Here is a 15,745-nt window from a genome sequence, read left to right on the forward strand (position 1 = left end):
ATCAGCTGGTCCGCGCGCCGAAGGGGAAGCGATGAAGATCGGTTACTTTCTGTCCAGTGAGGAGTTCACGCCGGCCGAGCTGGTGGAGCAGGCCCGCGGCGCCGAACGGGCCGGCTTCGAGGCGCTGTGGATCTCCGACCACTATCACCCCTGGGTGGACGCGCAGGGCCAGAGCCCGTTCGTCTGGTCGATGATCGGCGCGCTCAGCCAGGTCTGCTCGCTGCCGGTGACCACGGCGGTGACCTGCCCGACCGTGCGGATCCACCCGGCCGTGATCGCCCAGGCGGCGGCGACCAGCGCGGTGCTGCACGGCGGGCGGTTCGTGCTCGGCGTCGGCACCGGCGAGGCGCTCAACGAGCACATCTTCGGCGACGCCTGGCCGCCGGCCGACGTCCGGCTGGAGATGCTGGAGGAGGCCGTCGAGGTGCTGCGAGAGCTGTGGGACGGCGGCTTCGTCAACCACCGCGGCAAGCACTACACGGTGGAGAACGCCCGGATCTACACGCTGCCCGACACGCCGCCGTCGATCTACGTCTCCGGCTTCGGCCCGAAGGCCATCGACCTGGCCGCCCGCATCGGCGACGGCTACGTGAGCACGATGCCCGACGGTGAGATGGTCCGGCGCTTCAGGGAGAACGGCGGCGGCGACAAGCCGTGCCAGGCCGGCTTCAAGGCGGCGTACGCGGCAAGCGAGTCCGAGGGCGCGCGGATCGCGTACGAGCGCTGGCCCAATGCCGGGGTGCCGGGCGAGCTGTCCCAGGTGCTGCCCTCGCCGCGCCACTTCGAGCAGGCCGCCGAGCTGGTCACGCCGGAGATGGTGCGCGACGCGTTCGTCTGCGGCAACAGCGCCGACGCGCACCTGGAGATGATCGACAAGTACGCCAAGGCCGGCTTCGACGAGGTGTACGTGGCCAACACCGGCCCGCACTACCAGGGCCTGTTCGACCTCTACCAGCGCGAGGTGCTCCCCCGCCTGCGCTGAGCCACCGACCCGCCGAGCCCATGATCGCCGAACGCGTTTCGGCGGTCGTGGGCTCGGGTACCTCCGGCCCTCGATGAAACTGTCCACGCATTCGATGACGTTGCGCCGCGCGGCGCGGAGCCTCTTCGGCTGGAAAGCGCTGCGGCCCAACCAGCTCGCCGCCATGCGCGCGGTGATGAAGCGACGTGACGCCCTGGTGGTGTTGCCCACCGGCGCCGGCAAGTCGGCCATCTACCAGATCCCGGCCAGCCTGATCCCCGGCCCGACCGTGGTGATCTCCCCGCTGCTGGCGCTGCAGCAGGACCAGATCGCGGCGCTCAACGAGCGGCAGCGTCCGGAGCTGCGGGCGGTGCGGATCAGCTCGAACGAGTCGGCCGCGCAGCAGGCCGAGGCGATCGCCGAGATCCAGTCGGGCCGGGCGGAGTTCCTGTTCATCACGCCGGAGCAGTTGAGCAACCCGGACCGGATGGCCGAGGTCGCCGCGCTGAAGCCGGCGCTGGTGGCGATCGACGAGGCGCACTGCATCTCCGCCTGGGGGCACGACTTCCGGCCCGACTACCTGGCGCTGGGCCACCTCATCGAGGGCATCGGCCGGCCGCCGGTGGTCGCGCTGACCGCCACCGCCTCCCCGCCGGTACGCGACGACATCATCGCCCGCCTGCGGCTGCGCGAGCCCGAGGTGGTGGTGTCCGGGCTGGACCGGTCCAACCTGTTCCTGGAGGTGGCGCACTGCCCCACCGAGGACTACCGGTGGCGGCGGCTGATCGCGCTGCTGCGCGACGACGAGCGACCGGGGATCATCTACGTGCCGACCCGCAGGTCGGCCGAGGAGCTGGCCGCCCGGCTGACCGACGCGGGCTTCCCGGCGCAGTTCTACCACGGTGGGATGCCGGCCGGCGCGCGCAACGAGCTGCACGAGGCGTTCCTCGCCGACCAGGTGCCGATCATGGTGGCCACCTCGGCGTTCGGAATGGGCATCGACAAGCCGAACATCGCCTGGGTGGTGCACATGGCGCTACCCGACTCTCCGGACAGCTACTTCCAGGAGATCGGCCGGGCCGGACGTGACGGACAGCCGGCCCGGGTGCTGCTGCTCTGGCAGGCCGAGGACGTGGGCCTGCAACGGTTCTTCAGCGGCGGCCTGCCGGACCCCGACGAGCTGCGTGACCTGGCCGCGCTGCTGCGCCGCAAGCCGGCCACCAAGACCGAGCTGCGCGAGGCCACCGGCCTCGGCCCGCGCAAGCTGGGCCAGTACCTCTCGCTGCTGGAGCAGGCCGGCGCCGCCGAGCCGCGCGCCCGGCAGCGCATCGCCGCGCCCCGCTACTCGCCCACCCCGACCGACGCCGCGGCCGCGGCGCTGGCCGAGGCGGAACGCCAGCAGACGGTGACCCGCTCCCGCACCGACATGATGCGGGCCTTCGCCGAGACCACCGCCTGTCGCGGGCAGACTCTGCTGGCCTACTTCGGCGAGCAGATGACCGAGGTCTGCGCGCACTGCGACAACTGCCACCGGGGCACCAGCGTGGCCGACCAGGGCGCGGTCGGGCCGTTTCCGGTGCACAGCCAGGTGCGCCACGCGGAGTGGGGGCACGGCCTGGTGCTCGCCTACGAGGACGACAAGATGACGGTTCTCTTCGATGAGGTCGGGTACAAGACCCTGTCGGTGCGCGTGGTGTCCGAGCAGGGTCTGCTGACCCTGGACTAGCCTGACCCGGGCACCGGTGCGGGGCCCGTGGATTGACACACTGAGCAGGGCGGAAGGGGCGTTGCCGTGATCGAGCAGCCGGCGTACACCGGTTTCGGTTTCTCCGACGGGGAGTGGGGGCTGCTGGTCGGCCTCCCGCAGTCGGTGCTGACCGCGGCGAGCGCCGCCGAGTCCGACGGCACCCGCCGGACCATGGCGGAGAACGCGGCCGGGCTGGAGACCATCGCCGCGGGCCGGGAGTCGGCCAGCCCGCTGGTCGCCGCCGTGGCCGGCGAGATCGTCGCGCGGGTCGGCGACCCGGACAGCGGCGAGGAGCTGCCGGTCATCGCGCCCGCCGACCCGGGCGCGATGATCGACGACGTGCTGGTGCGGGCCGGCGAGGCGTCCGCGTTGCTGGCCGCCCGGGTCGACGAGGGCGAGGCCGGCGCGTACAAGCACTGGCTGGTGAAGATCGCCGAGCAGGTGGTCGGCGCCGCGTCCAGCGGCGGGCTGCTCGGCCTCGGCGGCGAGTCGGTCAGCGACTCCGAGCGGCGGTTCCGCGACCGGCTCGCGCACGTGCTCAACGACTGACCGACGACGCTTCCGACAGCGGCGTACCGTTCGGTTCGGTCGGCTCGGCGGCCAGCGCCGCCGGGTCGGCCGGCCGGACGCCGCGCAGCGTCACCAGCGCGCTCACCGCGCCCAGGACCATCGCCACCATGGCGGCGATCGCGGCGAGGTGCAGCCCGTCGGTGAAGGCGAACCGGGCAGCGTGCAGCACCGCGTCACCCACCTCCGCCGGCAGTCCCCGGGTCACGGCGAGGGCGCCGCCCAGCGTCTCCCCGGCCGCGTCGCGGGCGTCCGCCGGCAGCCCGGCCGGCAGCTCGTCGAGGACCTCGCGGCGGTAGATCGCGGCGCCCACGCTGCCCAGGATGGCCATCCCCAGCGCGCCGCCCAGCTCGCTGCTGGACTCGGTCAGCGCGGAGGCGACACCGGCCTGCTCCGGCGGCGCCGCACCGAGGACCAGCTCGGTGACCAGCGACATCACCATCACCAGGCCGCCCGCGTACACGCTGGCGCCGGCCAGCAGCAGCCAGAGCGGCGTCTCGGGCGTGACCTGAGTCAGCACCGCGAACCCGAGCACGGCGATCGCGAAGCCGGCGCCGATCAGGTACGCCCGCTCGACACGCTGGGCGAGCGCGGCGGCGGCCGGGGCCACGCCGCCCACCGCCAGCGACGGCACCAGGCTCCACAGTGCCGCCCGCAGCGGGCTCAGGCCGAGCACCAGTTGCAGGTGCTGGGTGGTGAAGATGGCGAACCCGACAAGGGCGAACATCGCCAGCAGGTTCACCGCGAGCGAACCGGCGAAGCCGTGGCGACGAAACAGCGCCAGGTCGACCATCGGGTACGCCCGGGTCCGCTGCCGGTGCAGGAAGAGCGCCCCGACGAGCAGACCGGCGACGACGGCCAGCACCCGGACCGCGCTCACGCCGTCGCGGGCCATCTCCTTGATGCCGTAGATCACCGGCAACAGCGCGCCGAGCGACAGCGCCGCGCTGACCAGGTCGAACCGCCCGCGCACCGGGTTGCGGAACTCGGGCACCAGGACCGGGGCGAGCAGGAGCAGCAACAGCATCGCCGGAATGTTGATCAGGAAGATGGAGCCCCACCAGAAGTGCTCCAGCAGGACGCCGCTGAGCACCGGTCCGATGGCGATGCCGCCGGTGAGCGTGGCGGTCCAGATGCCGATCGCGGTGCCCCGCTGCTTGGCGTCGTGGAACATGTTGCGCACCAGGGCGAGCGTGGACGGCATCAGGGTGGCCCCGCCGACGCCGAGCACGGCGCGTGCGGCGATCAGCGTCGCGGCGCTGTCGGCGTACGCGGCCAGCAGGGACGCGGCGCCGAACGCGGTGGCGCCCAGCAGCAGGAGCCGACGCCGGCCGATCCGGTCGCCGAGGGCGCCCATGGTGATCAGCAGTCCGGCGAGCACGAAGCCGTAGATGTCGAAGATCCAGAGCTGCTGGGTTGCGGTGGGCCGCAGCTCCTCGCTGATGAACGGGACGGCGAAGTAGAGCACCGACACGTCCATCGAGACCAGGAGCAGCGGCAGCATCAGCACCGCGAATCCGATCCATTCCCGCCGGCCCGCGCGGGGTGCCGGTGCGGTCGTCGCTGTCATGGGAGAACTCCTTCTGCGTATGGCGTACGCTGTTATGCGTAGACCATACGCAGAACTAGGATGGCGGGGCAAGGAGGAAACGTGGCGGAGACGAAAGACGACAGCGGCCCGGCGCTCCCGCCGGCCATCGAGAGCGCCTGGGGCCTGCGGGGGCGGCCACCGCGGGGTCCCCGACCCGGCCTCAGCGTGCCCGCCATCGTCGACGCCGCCGTACGGGTCGCCGACGCCGATGGGCTGCCGGCCGTCTCGATGAGCCGGGTGGCCAAGGAGTTGGGCGCGGCCACCATGGCCCTCTACCGGCACGTCGGCTCCAAGGACGAGCTGCTGACGCTCATGGTGGACGCCGGGTACGGCCCGTCGCCCGGCCCGGCCTCGCCGGACGACGACTGGCGCGCCCGCCTGACCCGCTGGGCCTGGGCCGAACACGACGTGCTGCGACAGCGCCCCTGGCTGCTGCACGTGCCGATCACCGGCCCGCCGATCACCCCTCAGCAGCTCGACTGGATGGAGGACGGGCTGCGCTGCCTCGACGGCACCACCCTGCCCGAGGGCGAGAAGATGTCGATCCTCCTGCTGATCACCGGGTACGTCCGCAACGAGGCCACGCTCACCAACCAGATCGCCGAGGGCAGCCGGGCGGCCGGCGTCGAGCCGGGCGAGATGATGCCGGCGTACCGCCGGATGGTGGGGCGTCTCATCGACCCGGTCCGCTTCCCAGCGCTGCTGCGGGTGCTGAACGCCGGCGTCCTCGATCAGGACGACGACCCGGACGACGAGTTCACGTTCGGCCTGGACCGGATCCTCGACGGCATCGAGGCGCTGATCGCCCGCCGAGCGGCCTGAGGCGACGCCGATGCTTCCCAGAGAGACCGTCGACACCACCGTCCTGCCACCCGGTGAACGGTTCGGCATGTGGCTGGACCTCGTGGCGCGCACCTCCGCGCCGTTGCGGATCCGGTCCGCGCACACGGCCGACTTCGCCGCCCGGGCCGATTTCGTCGACCTCGGCGCGATCCAACTGGTCGAGTACCAGTACCCGTCACTGGACGCCACCCGCACCCGCAAGCTGGTCCGCCGCTCGGACCCGGAGCTCTACGTGCTCGCCCTCACCACCGGTGGCGTCGGCACGTCCAGTCAGGACGGTCGCCGCAGCGAGATCCTGGCCGGCGAGTTCACCTTCTACGACGCCTCCCGCGAACACGACGTCTGCCACCACTCGACCGAGCCGCAACGGACCCAGGCCACCTCGATCATCACGCTGATCCCGCACGCCGCGCTGCCGCTGCCACCCCAGCGGATGGCCGCGCTCTACGGCGGCCGGATGTCCGGCAGCGAGGGGCTCGGTGCGCTGCTGGCGCAGTTCCTGCTCCAGGTGACCGGGCACCCCGAGCAGTACCACGCCGCCGACGCCGGCCGGCTCGGCGCGGTGGGGCTGGACCTGGCCACCACCATGCTCGGTCGGCACCTGGTCGCCGAGGACGCGGTGCCGACCGAGGTCCGCCGCCGGGCGCTGGTCGCCCAGGTGCAGGCGTACGTCCACCGCCACCTCGGCGACGCGACGCTCAGCCCACAGGTCGTCGCGGACGCCCACCACATCTCGCTGCGCACACTGCACCGCCTCTTCGAGGCCGAGAACTCCACGGTGGCGTCGTACATCCGGGACCTTCGGCTGGACCGGTGCCGGCGTGACCTGACCGACCCGACGCTGCGGACCCAGCCCGTGCAGGTCATCGCCGCGCGCTGGGGGTTCGGGGACAAGGCCCACTTCAGTCGCGTGTTCCGGGCGGCGTACGGGGTGAGCCCGCAGGCGTGTCGCGACGGCGACGCACTTGCGGCGCGGCCCGTCAACCGCCTGGCGTCCAGAGTCAACTCGTCCGGGGCAGACTGACGACCGACGTGGCCGAGGCGGCGCCCGTGCACCGGGCTCGACAGCGGCCACGAACGGGGGCCGTGGCGAGGCGCCCGCCGCAGGACGCGGCGGGCGGCCGCCCGGTGTCGCCCCCGGGCCGAGGCCCCGGCCCCGTCGCTTCCCCCCCAGGATCGTCGGCGGGGCCGGTCAGGCCTTCGCCAACAGGTCCAACACGACCCGCTCGATCTCCTCGCGCGGCGCACCCGGGTCCACCGGCGCCACCACTCCGTCGTGGTAGAGGTCGACGACCCGGGGGTCCACGTAGGACGTCCGCGCCACCGTCGGGGTGTTGCCCAGCAGCTCGGCCACCGCACGCATCACCGCCGCCACCGCCCTGCGCCGGGCGGTGGCCGAGCGGGCCGGGTCGGCCGCGGCCAACTCCGCGGCGGCCAGCACCGTGGCATGCCAGGTGCGGAAGTCCTTGGCGGTCATCTCGCCGCCACTGGCGTCGCGCAGGTAGCCGTTGACCTCGTCACTGCGTACGTCGCGCCACTCCCGGCCGTCCCAGTAGCCGAACAGCCGGTCCGCCCGCCGGCGACGCCGGCGCAGGTTGACCAGCACCTCGCACAACTCCGGGTCCTCGATCCGGCGCACCTGCTCGATACCGCCCTTGGCGGGGAACTCGAAGACCACGCAGCCGCCGCGTCTGCGGGCGTGCTCCGGGCGCAGGGTGGACACCCCGAACGTCGGGTCGTCGCCGGCCGCGTACTGGTCGCTGCCGACCCGGAACATCCCCATGTCGAGCAGGCGGGCCACGGTCGCCAGCACCCGGTCCCGACCCAGCCCTCGCCCGCCCAGGTCCTGTCCCACCCGATCCCGCAGCCCCGGCAACCGCCGGGCCACCTCCAGCATGTGGTCGAACTTCGCCGCGTCCTGCTTCTCGCGCCACACCGGGTGGTAGACGTACTGCTTGCGTCCGGCCGCGTCGATGCCGGTCGCCTGGATGTGCCCGTTCGCGTGCGGCGCGATCCACACGTCCTGCCAGGCCGGGGGAATCACCAGCTCCCGCAGCCGCGCCAGGGTCGCGGGATCCCGCACGACCGCACCGCTCGGATCGACGAAGGTCCAGCCCTTACCGCGCCGGCGTCGCCCGTAACCGGGCCGACCCGGGTCGCTACGCCGCAACCGCACCGGAGACCCGCACCGCCCTCTCCACCTCGTCCACGGCGGCCAGCACCTCGTCGAGGCGCAGGGCCGTCAGTGTCGGGTGGCTCCCTACCCCGTCCCACCTGCGCCAATCCCCCGCACCGGCCCACAGCGCCCGGTGTCGGGGCCGGTCCGGCGGTGGCCCCCACGCCGCCGGAGGCACCGGCCCGAAGAGCACCACCGACGGGGTCCCGTACGCGGTGGCCAGGTGGGCCACGCCGGTGTCCCCGCTGACCACCAGCCGGGCGTCGGCGACCAGCGCGGCCAGCGCGCCGAGGTCGGTCCGGCCGGCCAGCACGGCGGCCGGCGCGAGGCCGGCCGCGTCGGCGACCCGAGCGGCCAGCGCGCGTTCGTCGGCCGAGCCGGTGACCAGCACCCGATGCCCCCGTTCGTCGAGCGCCCGGGCCAGGGCTGCGAACCGTTCGGCGGGCCACCGCTTGGCGGGGACCTTGCTGCCCGGATGCAGCAGGGTGGCGCCGGCTGGTCGGCCGGCCTTTCCGGGCCGGCGCAGGCCGAGGTCACGGCGGTCGGTCGGGATGTCGTACCAGGACAGCAGCCGGCACCAGCGGTCCACCTCGTGCTCGTCGTCGTCCCACCGCGGCCCGTCGCCGAACCCGGCGGCGGCGTTCGCGAAGGCGAGCAGCCGCCCCGGACGGGCGGCGGCCAGCAGCCGATGCGACTGTGGGCCGCGTCCGTGCAGATTCACCGCGACCTGCGGGGCCGGGCCGGGCCAGGACGGCCCGTCCAGCCCGGCGGTGTCCACCAGCCGGTCGACGCCCCCGACCAGGTCGACCAGCGGGGCCAGGCCGCCGGGCGCGGCGAGCGCCAACTCCATACCGGGGTACGCGGCCCGCAGCGCCCGCAGCGCGGGCACCGCGGTGACCAGGTCGCCGACGCCGAGGGCGCGCAGCACGAGGATCACGGGTACGACGTCTCCTGCTCGGCGCAGACCACCATCTCGCGCACCGCGCAGCCGGGCGGCTGGTTGAGCGCGAACATGACCGCCGCGGCCGTGTCGACGGGGTCGTTGAGGATGGCGTCCGGCCCCGGCTTGTACTGCGGGTCGCGCTCGTCGAAGAACGCGGTACGCATCCCGCCGGGAATGAGCAGGGTGACCCCGACCTGGCCGGCGAGCTCGGCGGCCAGGGCGCGGGTGAACCCGACCACGCCGAACTTCGCCGCGCAGTACGCGGTGGCGTCGCTGACCGCCTTGACCCCCAGGGTCGAGGCGACCGTGACGATGCGGCCCCGAGAGGTCTGCAGGAACGGCAGCGCGGCCCGGATCACCGCGGCGGTGGCCAGCAGGTCCACGGCGACGATCCGATCCCAAATCTCCCCCGGCACGTCGGCGAGCCGACCCGGCACGTCCATGCCGGCGGCCGTGACCACCGCGTCCAGGCCGCCGGCCTGCTCGGCGAGGTGCTGGGTGGCCACCTCGGCGGCGCGGGTGTCGGCGAGGTCGCACTCGGTCCAGGACACGCCGTCGACCGGTGCCTGCCGGTCCAGCACGAGCGGGCGGCCACCGGAGGCGACCACCGCCGCGACCACCGCCGCGCCGAGCCCGCTGGAGCCGCCGGTGACCAGGACGGTGGGCCCGGCGCCGGACCTCGTGGTGGTCATCGGCTGCGCTCCCGCGTCGTCGACACCGGCTGCTGCGTGCGTTCGCCCAGGCTGGGGGACTGCCCGCCGGCCGAACGGGTGATCAGGTCACTTGTGGAACGACCGTCCAGGTACGGCACCACCACCGTGTTCCCGCCCCAGCGGCGCAGGACCTCCGCCTCGGGGAGCCCGGCCGCGTCTGGGCCGCCGGTCGCGTAGTCGCCGCCCTTGACCCAGACATCGGGGCGCAGCCAGGACAGCACCGCCTCCGGCGTCGGCTCGTCGAAGACGAGGACGGCGTCGACGCAGCTCAGCGCGGCCAGCAGGCGGGCCCGATCACCCTCGGACACGACCGGCCGGTCCGGCCCCTTCAGCCCGGTCACGCTGGTGTCGGAGTTCACGCAGACGATCAGGCAGTCGCCGAGCTGCCGGGCGGCCTGCAGGGTGGCCACGTGCCCGGCGTGCAGCAGGTCGAAGCAGCCTCCGGTGGCCACCACGGTGCCGCCGGCACCCCGCACCTCGGCGAGCAGCGTGGCGACCGCCGCGATGCCCACCCGCTCATGCCCCGGGCCGGCGACCCCGTGCCCGCTCGCCGGTCCGCGGTTCGACCCCGCCCGCAGGACGCGCGGAAACGGCTGCTCCGGTGGCGGCAGCGCCGTGACCACTCCCCCACCCGCCACGTACGCGGACGCCTCGGCGACCGCCGCCTGCACCGCCTCGGAGACCAGCGCGCCCTCGGCCAGCGCGAGACTGGCGGCGGCGGCGAACCGGTCACCGGCCCCACAGGTGTCGCCCTCGGCGCTGCCCGGGGTGGGCACCACAAGCGGCGTCGACCCGGCGTGGCAGAGCAACGCGCCGTCCCCGCCCAACGTCACCGCGACCGCGCCCGCCCGCCACCGCCGCCGCAGCCCCTGCGCACCCCGGGACGCGGTGGCCAGCCGGGACGCGCCGGGCAGCGCGGAGACCAGCTCGCGTACCTCCGACTCGTTCGGGGTGACCAGGTGCACCCCGGGCACCGCGGCCGGGCCGCGCGGGTGCGGGTCCCAGACGACCGGCGCGCGGGTGGCGGCCAGCGCGGCGCGCAGCGCGGGCTGGCGGGCCACTCCCCGGCCGTAGTCGCTGACCAGCACCGCCGACGCCGCGGCGAGCACCCGCAGCACCTCGTCGGAGGGCTGACCCGGCTCGCCGGAGGCGCCGCCACGGTCGTGACGCAGCAGCACCCGGCCCCGGGCCCGCAGCCGGATCTTCTCCGGGGTCGCGCCGGACAGGCTCAGCGGGTACACCTGCACGCCGGCCGCGGCGAGCAGCGCGCTGAGCCGCGCGCCCCCGGCGTCGTCGGCGAGGGCGGTGATCAGCACCACCTCGGCGCCCTGCGCGGCCGCGAAGACCGCGGCGAGGCCGGCGCCGCCGGGCCGGTCGACGGCCGAGGTCTCGTCGAGCACCGGCACCGGGGAGTCCGGGCAGAGGCGGTTCACCACCCCTTCCACGTCCCGGTCGAGCAGGGTGTCCCCGACCACCACCACGGGTCCCCTCACGCTTTCCCCCTCATCCTCACGCGTCGACCTGCTGTCCGGCCCCGCCGTCGAGCACCACCTCGACCCCGGTCCGCACCGGCCCGGACGCGAGCCGACCGGCCGGTGCCGGCTCGGCGGGCACGCCCGCGGCGGCCCCGGTCACGGCCAGCGCGGCGGGCAGTTCCTGTTCGAGGTACTCGCAGATCAGGTGGCTGGTGACGAGATGCAGCTCCTGGACGACCTGGGTGTCTGCCGACGGCACGGCGAGCACCTCGTCGCAGGCGTCGGCGAGCGGGTTGGGAGCGGGCCCGGTGAGTGCCCACGTGGTCAGGCCGGCGTCGCGCGCCGCGTGCGCGGCGGTGAGCAGGTTGAGGCTGGTGCCGCTGGTGCTGAGCAGCAACAGGACGTCGCCGGGCCGGCCGTGGGCGCGGACCTGACGGGCGTAGACATCGCCGTAGCCGTAGTCGTTGGCGATGGCGGTCACCGCGCTGGTCTCGGCGTGCAGGGCGATGGCCGACAGGGGCTGGCGGTCGTCGTGCAGCTTGCCCACCAGCTCGGCGGTGAGGTGCTGGGCCTCGGCGGCGCTGCCACCGTTGCCGGCGACGAGCAGCCGTCCGCCGCCGGCCAGCCGGTGCGCGAGGGCCGCGCCCCAGCGCGCCAGTTGCGGTTCACACCGGCGGTACGGCGCCAGTGCCGCGGCGAGGTTGGTCAGGTGCACGTCGAGCGGGCTGCCCGCCGGCATCAGGCCACCACCCGGGTCGGCCGGCGCACGGCGGCGACCTCGCCGTAGACCTCGGCCAGGCGCTCGGCGGTGGCCTCCCAGGAGTAGCGCGACCGGGCCCGCTCGCGCGCCGCCGTGGCGTACCGGAAGCGGCGGATCCGGTCGTCGAACAGCCGCTGGATCGCGGCGGCGAGGGCGTTGGGGTCCCGGGCCGGTACGAGGTCGCCGGTCGTGCCGTCGACGACGGTGTCGCGGATGCCGCCCACGGCGGTGCCGACGACCGGCACGCCGCACGCCATCGCCTCCAGCGGGGTCAACCCGAACGGCTCGTACCAGGGCGCGGCGACCAGCAGGTCCGCCGAGCGGTACCAGCGGCCCATCTCCTCCCGGGGCACCGCGCCGACGAGGTGCACCCGGTCGGCGACCCCGCACGACTCGGCCAGGGCGCGCAGCCTGCGGGCGTACGGGTCGGTCTCCAGCAGCCCCTCGGGCGGGCCGCCGACCACCACACACTCGGCGTCGGGCACCAGCGCCATGGCGCGGACCACCGTCTGGAAACCCTTGCGTTCGACCAGCCGGCCCACGGTCAGGATGCGGGCTCGTCCCGGCTCACGGTCGGCGACCGGCCCGAGCGGGGCGAACGAGGCGAGGTTGACCCCGGAGGGCACGACGGTCATCCGGGACCGGGGCACGCCCATCCGGACCAGCTCTCCGACCTCGTCGCGGCACTGGGCGACCACCCGGTCCACCGAGCGGCCCAGTTCCCGCTCGTAGGAGATGCGCCGGGCCGGGCTGGTGTCCTGCACGCCCTGGTAACGGCGCTTGACCGTGCCCAGCGCGTGGTACGTCTGCACCACCGGCACCCCGGTCTGCCGACCGGCGGTCAACGCGGCCAGGCCACTCATCCAGAAGTGCGCGTGGATCACCTCGGGCGTCCAGTCCCCGCCGCGCCACCGCTCGATGAGCCAGCGGCTGAACTCGCGCATGTGCGGCAGCAACGCGTCCTTCGCGACCGGCTCGGCCGGACCGGCCGGCACGTGCACCACGTCGTACCCGTCCGGGGCGCGCACGGTCACCGGCAGGTCGAGGGCGTCGCGGCGGGTGTAGACCCGCACCTCGTGCCCGGCGGCGGCGAGCGCGGCTGACAGCTCGGCGACGTGCGTGTTCTGGCCGCCGGCGTCCTCGCCTCCGAGGATGGCGAGCGGGCTGGCGTGCTCCGAGATCATCGCGATCCGCATACTTCCTCCTCCAGCAGCCGGTCCCAGTCAGCGAGGAAACGGTCGAGGCCGTACCTGTCCCGCGCGGCGGCCCGTGCCGCCACGCCGGCCTGACGTGCGGCCGCCGGCTCGGCGATGAACCGGCGGGCGGCGTCGAGCAGGGTGTCCATCCGGGTGGAGAGCGCCCCCGCCTCCGGTGGCACCGCGGTCACCGCCTCGGTGGTGGCGAGCGCGACGACCGGCATGCCGATCGCCATCGCCTCGATGAGGCTGAGCCCGAGGGAGGTCCAGCGGCACAGGTGCAGGTACGCCCGCCGGCGGGCCAACTCGGCGTGCATCCGGTCCTGGGGTACGTCGTCGTGGCTGGTGAGCCGGTCGGCGGACAGCCCGAGATGGTCGGCGAGACCCGCGACGCCCATGCCGAACACGTCCAGCGGCGCGATCTCGGCGAACTCGGGCAGCAGGTCCGTGCCGGTCACCCGGCCCCGCCGCACCGGTTCGTTGATCACCACGGCGAGCCGGTCCAGTTCACCCGTGTACGACACGGTCGGCGCGACGATGCCGTGGTCGACCACCCTGGTGCGGGTCGCGCCGGTGTCCCAGAAGATCTGGTTGAACCCGGTGACGTGGGCGACGAGCAGGTCGGCGCGGTCGGCCATCGGGTGGCGGGTGTTCGGCACGTCGCCCTTGGGGGTGTTGTGCTCGACGTAGATGGCGGGCACGTCACGCCCGGGGCGCCGCCCGAGCCACTGCTCGGCCAGGTCGATCTCCTCTGGACGTTGCAGGACGACCAGGTCGACGTCGCTGCCGGGCAGGTCGTCGGGGGCCACCTCGACGGCGCTGTCCGGCCACGGGTAGGTGCGGGCCCGGCCGAGGCCGTACGGACCACGGTCGGGTGTGGTGGGGATCAGGTAGCGGTGGCTGCCGTGCACGAAGGACGTGGTCCAGGAGCCGTGCACGTGCCAGAGCAGGATGTTCATCGGTTGCCACCACCGCTGGGCACGAGCGTGCGTACCGCCTCGACCACCTCGGCCGGGTCGAGGCCGCTGAGGCACGGGTGCCCCGGGACCGGGCAGCTGGCCGCCCGGGTGTCACGGCAGGGCGCGCCCGCGTCGCCGAGCCGGACGGTGGGCACCCGGTAGGGCCCCCACTGCCCGAAAGGGACGGTCGGCGCGAAGAGGCTCACGACCGGCACCCCGGCCGCGGCGGCCAGGTGCGCGGGCCCGGTGTTGCCGACCACCACGGCGGCGGCGTCCGCGACGAGCGCGGCCAGCCCGGCCAGGTCGGTCCGGCCGCCCAGGTCGGTGCCGCCCGCCGCCGCGACCCGGGCGGTGACCGTACGCTCGTCGGGCCCGCCGGTGACCAGCACCCGATGCCCGGCGGCGGTCAGCGCCGCGGCGATCCGCGCCGCCAGCTCGGTCGGGCAGGCCCGGCTCGACGCGGCCGACCCGGGGTGGAGCACCACGTAACCGGGGTCACCGGCAGCGGCCGGGCGCAGTGCCACGGTGTCGCCCCGGAGCCGGAGCACGGGTTCGTCGCCGACCGGCAGCCGGTAGCCGGCGGCGGCGGCGAGGGAGAGCGCCCGCTCGGGTTCGGGGACGCCCACCGGCACCCGGTGGCGGATGTCCACCAGGGAGCCCGGGTAGTCGTCGCTGATCGCGGCGATCCGGTTGATCCCGGCCATCCGCAGCAGCAACGCGAGCGGCAGGGCGGACTGGTGGAACGACGTGAACACCACCGCCTCGTCCGCGCCGACGGCGGCGAGACGGGCGGTCAGGCCCCGCATGGCGTCCGGGTCGATCGGCGCCGGCGCGGGGTCGATCCACGGCAGCGGGTGCTCGATGATCTCGTCGACGCCGGGCAGCAGCTCGGCGGCGGCGCGTCCGCGGGGACCGCACAGCAGCACCACCCGCCGCGCGCCGGCCGCGACGGCGCGGATCGCCGGCCCGGTGACGAGCACGTCCCCTGCCGAGTCCGAGCGCACCACCAACGCCGTGCCCACCCGCTCGCCGGCCTCGGCGGGTTGCACGGCCCGCTGGCGGCGCAGGATCTCGTCCACCGCCGAGGGCAGGTCCGCGGCCACCCAGCCGGCGGCGGCGATCTCCTCCGGTCGGGTCACCGGGGTGGGCACCAGCACCCCGGCCGCACCGGCGGCCAGTGCCGCGTCCACGTCGCGGCCGATGTCACCCACCAGCACACAGCGCGACGCGCTCGTGCCCAGCTCGCGGGCGGCGGCGTGCACCAGACCGGGCGCCGGTTTACGGCAGTCGCATCGGTCGGAGTCGTCGTGCGGGCAGACCAGCCAGGCGTCGAAGCCACCCAGCAGCTCCTCCACGCGGGCATGCACCGCCCGCATCTGCTCCTCGCTGAAGTAGCCCCGGGCCAGACCCGACTGGTTGGTCACCACCGCCAGGCGCAACCCGGCGGCCCGCAGCCGGTCCAGCGCCGCCCGCGCCCCCGGGACCGGACGGACCTTCTCCGGGTCGCCGTTGTACGGCACATCCTCGATCAGCGTGCCGTCGCGGTCGAGCAGGACCGCGTCGTACAGGACTCCCCCGGGGGGTTCAGCAGGCCCGTGGCCAGCCCGGCCAACACCGGCGTAAACCCGGGCTGACCTGCGCTGATACGGATCCTCCTGGTCCTGTCGCACAGCCGGCGGGTTCCCGGCGCCCCGAGGAGTAAACGTCGTCGTCGGCGCCGTGGGCCAACGCCGGCGGCGGTGCCCCGGTCGGCCTTACCCGCCGCTTCCGAGAAGCTAACCCGCCGGCCCGTTAACCTCCGTCGCGAGGCGGGT

Annotated in this window: 14 protein-coding genes; 5 read left to right on the forward strand and 9 right to left on the reverse strand. The window is 74.5% G+C overall.

Features of this window, described 5'->3' with window-relative positions; all coding sequences use genetic code 11:
- Positions 1 to 31: 31 nt before the first annotated feature.
- From ACFYPR_RS17355 to ACFYPR_RS17365, 3 genes are all read left to right on the forward strand, one after another.
- The gene (locus ACFYPR_RS17355) at positions 32 to 982 is read left to right on the forward strand and encodes a TIGR03557 family F420-dependent LLM class oxidoreductase (protein WP_355065658.1); all 951 of its coding nucleotides are present in this window, start codon (positions 32 to 34) and stop codon (positions 980 to 982) included.
- 73 nt (positions 983 to 1,055) lie between these two features.
- Complete coding sequence (locus ACFYPR_RS17360; protein ID WP_387260832.1) at positions 1,056 to 2,687, forward strand: RecQ family ATP-dependent DNA helicase; 1,632 nt, start codon at positions 1,056 to 1,058, stop codon at positions 2,685 to 2,687.
- A 66-nt stretch (positions 2,688 to 2,753) separates the two neighbouring features.
- The gene (locus tag ACFYPR_RS17365; RefSeq protein ID WP_354860983.1) at positions 2,754 to 3,257 is read left to right on the forward strand and encodes a hypothetical protein; all 504 of its coding nucleotides are present in this window, start codon (positions 2,754 to 2,756) and stop codon (positions 3,255 to 3,257) included.
- Here the strand turns inward: ACFYPR_RS17365 and ACFYPR_RS17370 are convergent.
- Positions 3,247 to 4,845 carry an MFS transporter gene (locus ACFYPR_RS17370; protein ID WP_355136261.1) on the reverse strand — a complete coding sequence of 533 codons (1,599 nt, stop codon included), beginning with the start codon at positions 4,843 to 4,845 and terminating at the stop codon, positions 3,247 to 3,249. The genes ACFYPR_RS17365 and ACFYPR_RS17370 overlap by 11 nt on opposite strands.
- An 81-nt stretch (positions 4,846 to 4,926) precedes the next feature.
- Here ACFYPR_RS17370 and ACFYPR_RS17375 point away from each other — a divergent pair, with 81 nt between their 5' ends.
- A complete protein-coding gene (locus ACFYPR_RS17375; RefSeq protein WP_354860987.1) occupies positions 4,927 to 5,688 on the forward strand; it encodes a TetR/AcrR family transcriptional regulator in 762 nt (253 codons plus the stop codon).
- Positions 5,689 to 5,698: 10 nt separating this feature from the next.
- The gene (locus tag ACFYPR_RS17380; protein ID WP_355136259.1) at positions 5,699 to 6,733 is read left to right on the forward strand and encodes a helix-turn-helix domain-containing protein; all 1,035 of its coding nucleotides are present in this window, start codon (positions 5,699 to 5,701) and stop codon (positions 6,731 to 6,733) included.
- 168 nt (positions 6,734 to 6,901) lie between these two features.
- Here ACFYPR_RS17380 and ACFYPR_RS17385 read toward each other — a convergent pair whose 3' ends face one another.
- Genes ACFYPR_RS17385 through ACFYPR_RS17420 form a run of 8 tightly spaced genes read right to left on the reverse strand, consistent with a single transcriptional unit; the run spans position 6,902 to position 15,601 of the window.
- The gene (locus ACFYPR_RS17385) at positions 6,902 to 7,885 is read right to left on the reverse strand and encodes a DNA topoisomerase IB (RefSeq protein ID WP_387260836.1); all 984 of its coding nucleotides are present in this window, start codon (positions 7,883 to 7,885) and stop codon (positions 6,902 to 6,904) included.
- Positions 7,869 to 8,822, reverse strand: coding sequence for a glycosyltransferase family 9 protein (locus tag ACFYPR_RS17390; protein WP_387260839.1), 954 nt, complete (start codon positions 8,820 to 8,822; stop codon positions 7,869 to 7,871). The genes ACFYPR_RS17385 and ACFYPR_RS17390 overlap by 17 nt, the downstream gene beginning before the upstream one ends.
- Complete coding sequence (locus ACFYPR_RS17395) at positions 8,819 to 9,520, reverse strand: SDR family oxidoreductase (protein WP_354860993.1); 702 nt, start codon at positions 9,518 to 9,520, stop codon at positions 8,819 to 8,821. Before ACFYPR_RS17395 ends, ACFYPR_RS17390 begins: the two co-directional genes overlap by 4 nt.
- On the reverse strand, positions 9,517 to 11,034 hold the full coding sequence (locus ACFYPR_RS17400) for a PfkB family carbohydrate kinase (protein ID WP_387260842.1): 1,518 nt from the start codon (positions 11,032 to 11,034) through the stop codon (positions 9,517 to 9,519). The genes ACFYPR_RS17395 and ACFYPR_RS17400 overlap by 4 nt, the downstream gene beginning before the upstream one ends.
- A 16-nt stretch (positions 11,035 to 11,050) precedes the next feature.
- Entirely contained in the window at positions 11,051 to 11,758 is a 708-nt protein-coding gene (locus tag ACFYPR_RS17405; protein WP_354861001.1) for an SIS domain-containing protein, read from the reverse strand.
- A complete protein-coding gene (locus ACFYPR_RS17410) occupies positions 11,755 to 12,972 on the reverse strand; it encodes a glycosyltransferase (protein WP_387260844.1) in 1,218 nt (405 codons plus the stop codon). Before ACFYPR_RS17410 ends, ACFYPR_RS17405 begins: the two co-directional genes overlap by 4 nt.
- The gene (locus tag ACFYPR_RS17415; RefSeq protein ID WP_355065644.1) at positions 12,957 to 13,931 is read right to left on the reverse strand and encodes a glycosyltransferase; all 975 of its coding nucleotides are present in this window, start codon (positions 13,929 to 13,931) and stop codon (positions 12,957 to 12,959) included. Before ACFYPR_RS17415 ends, ACFYPR_RS17410 begins: the two co-directional genes overlap by 16 nt.
- Positions 13,928 to 15,601, reverse strand: coding sequence for an HAD-IIIA family hydrolase (locus ACFYPR_RS17420; protein ID WP_387182048.1), 1,674 nt, complete (start codon positions 15,599 to 15,601; stop codon positions 13,928 to 13,930). Before ACFYPR_RS17420 ends, ACFYPR_RS17415 begins: the two co-directional genes overlap by 4 nt.
- Positions 15,602 to 15,745 lie beyond the last annotated feature (144 nt).

This window comes from Micromonospora sp. NPDC005254 (assembly GCF_042872525.1).
Classification (GTDB): Bacteria; Actinomycetota; Actinomycetes; order Mycobacteriales; family Micromonosporaceae; genus Micromonospora.

What these genes read in the sequence shown, in the direction of transcription:
- ACFYPR_RS17395 (WP_354860993.1), bottom strand. Translation starts at nt 9,520, where the DNA reads ATGACCACCACGAGGTCCGGCGCCGGGCCCACCGTCCTGGTCACCGGC.
- ACFYPR_RS17370 (WP_355136261.1), bottom strand. Translation starts at nt 4,845, where the DNA reads ATGACAGCGACGACCGCACCGGCACCCCGCGCGGGCCGGCGGGAATGG.
- ACFYPR_RS17360 (WP_387260832.1), top strand. Translation starts at nt 1,056, where the DNA reads ATGAAACTGTCCACGCATTCGATGACGTTGCGCCGCGCGGCGCGGAGC.
- ACFYPR_RS17410 (WP_387260844.1), bottom strand. Translation starts at nt 12,972, where the DNA reads ATGCGGATCGCGATGATCTCGGAGCACGCCAGCCCGCTCGCCATCCTC.
- ACFYPR_RS17415 (WP_355065644.1), bottom strand. Translation starts at nt 13,931, where the DNA reads ATGAACATCCTGCTCTGGCACGTGCACGGCTCCTGGACCACGTCCTTC.
- ACFYPR_RS17380 (WP_355136259.1), top strand. Translation starts at nt 5,699, where the DNA reads ATGCTTCCCAGAGAGACCGTCGACACCACCGTCCTGCCACCCGGTGAA.
- ACFYPR_RS17355 (WP_355065658.1), top strand. Translation starts at nt 32, where the DNA reads ATGAAGATCGGTTACTTTCTGTCCAGTGAGGAGTTCACGCCGGCCGAG.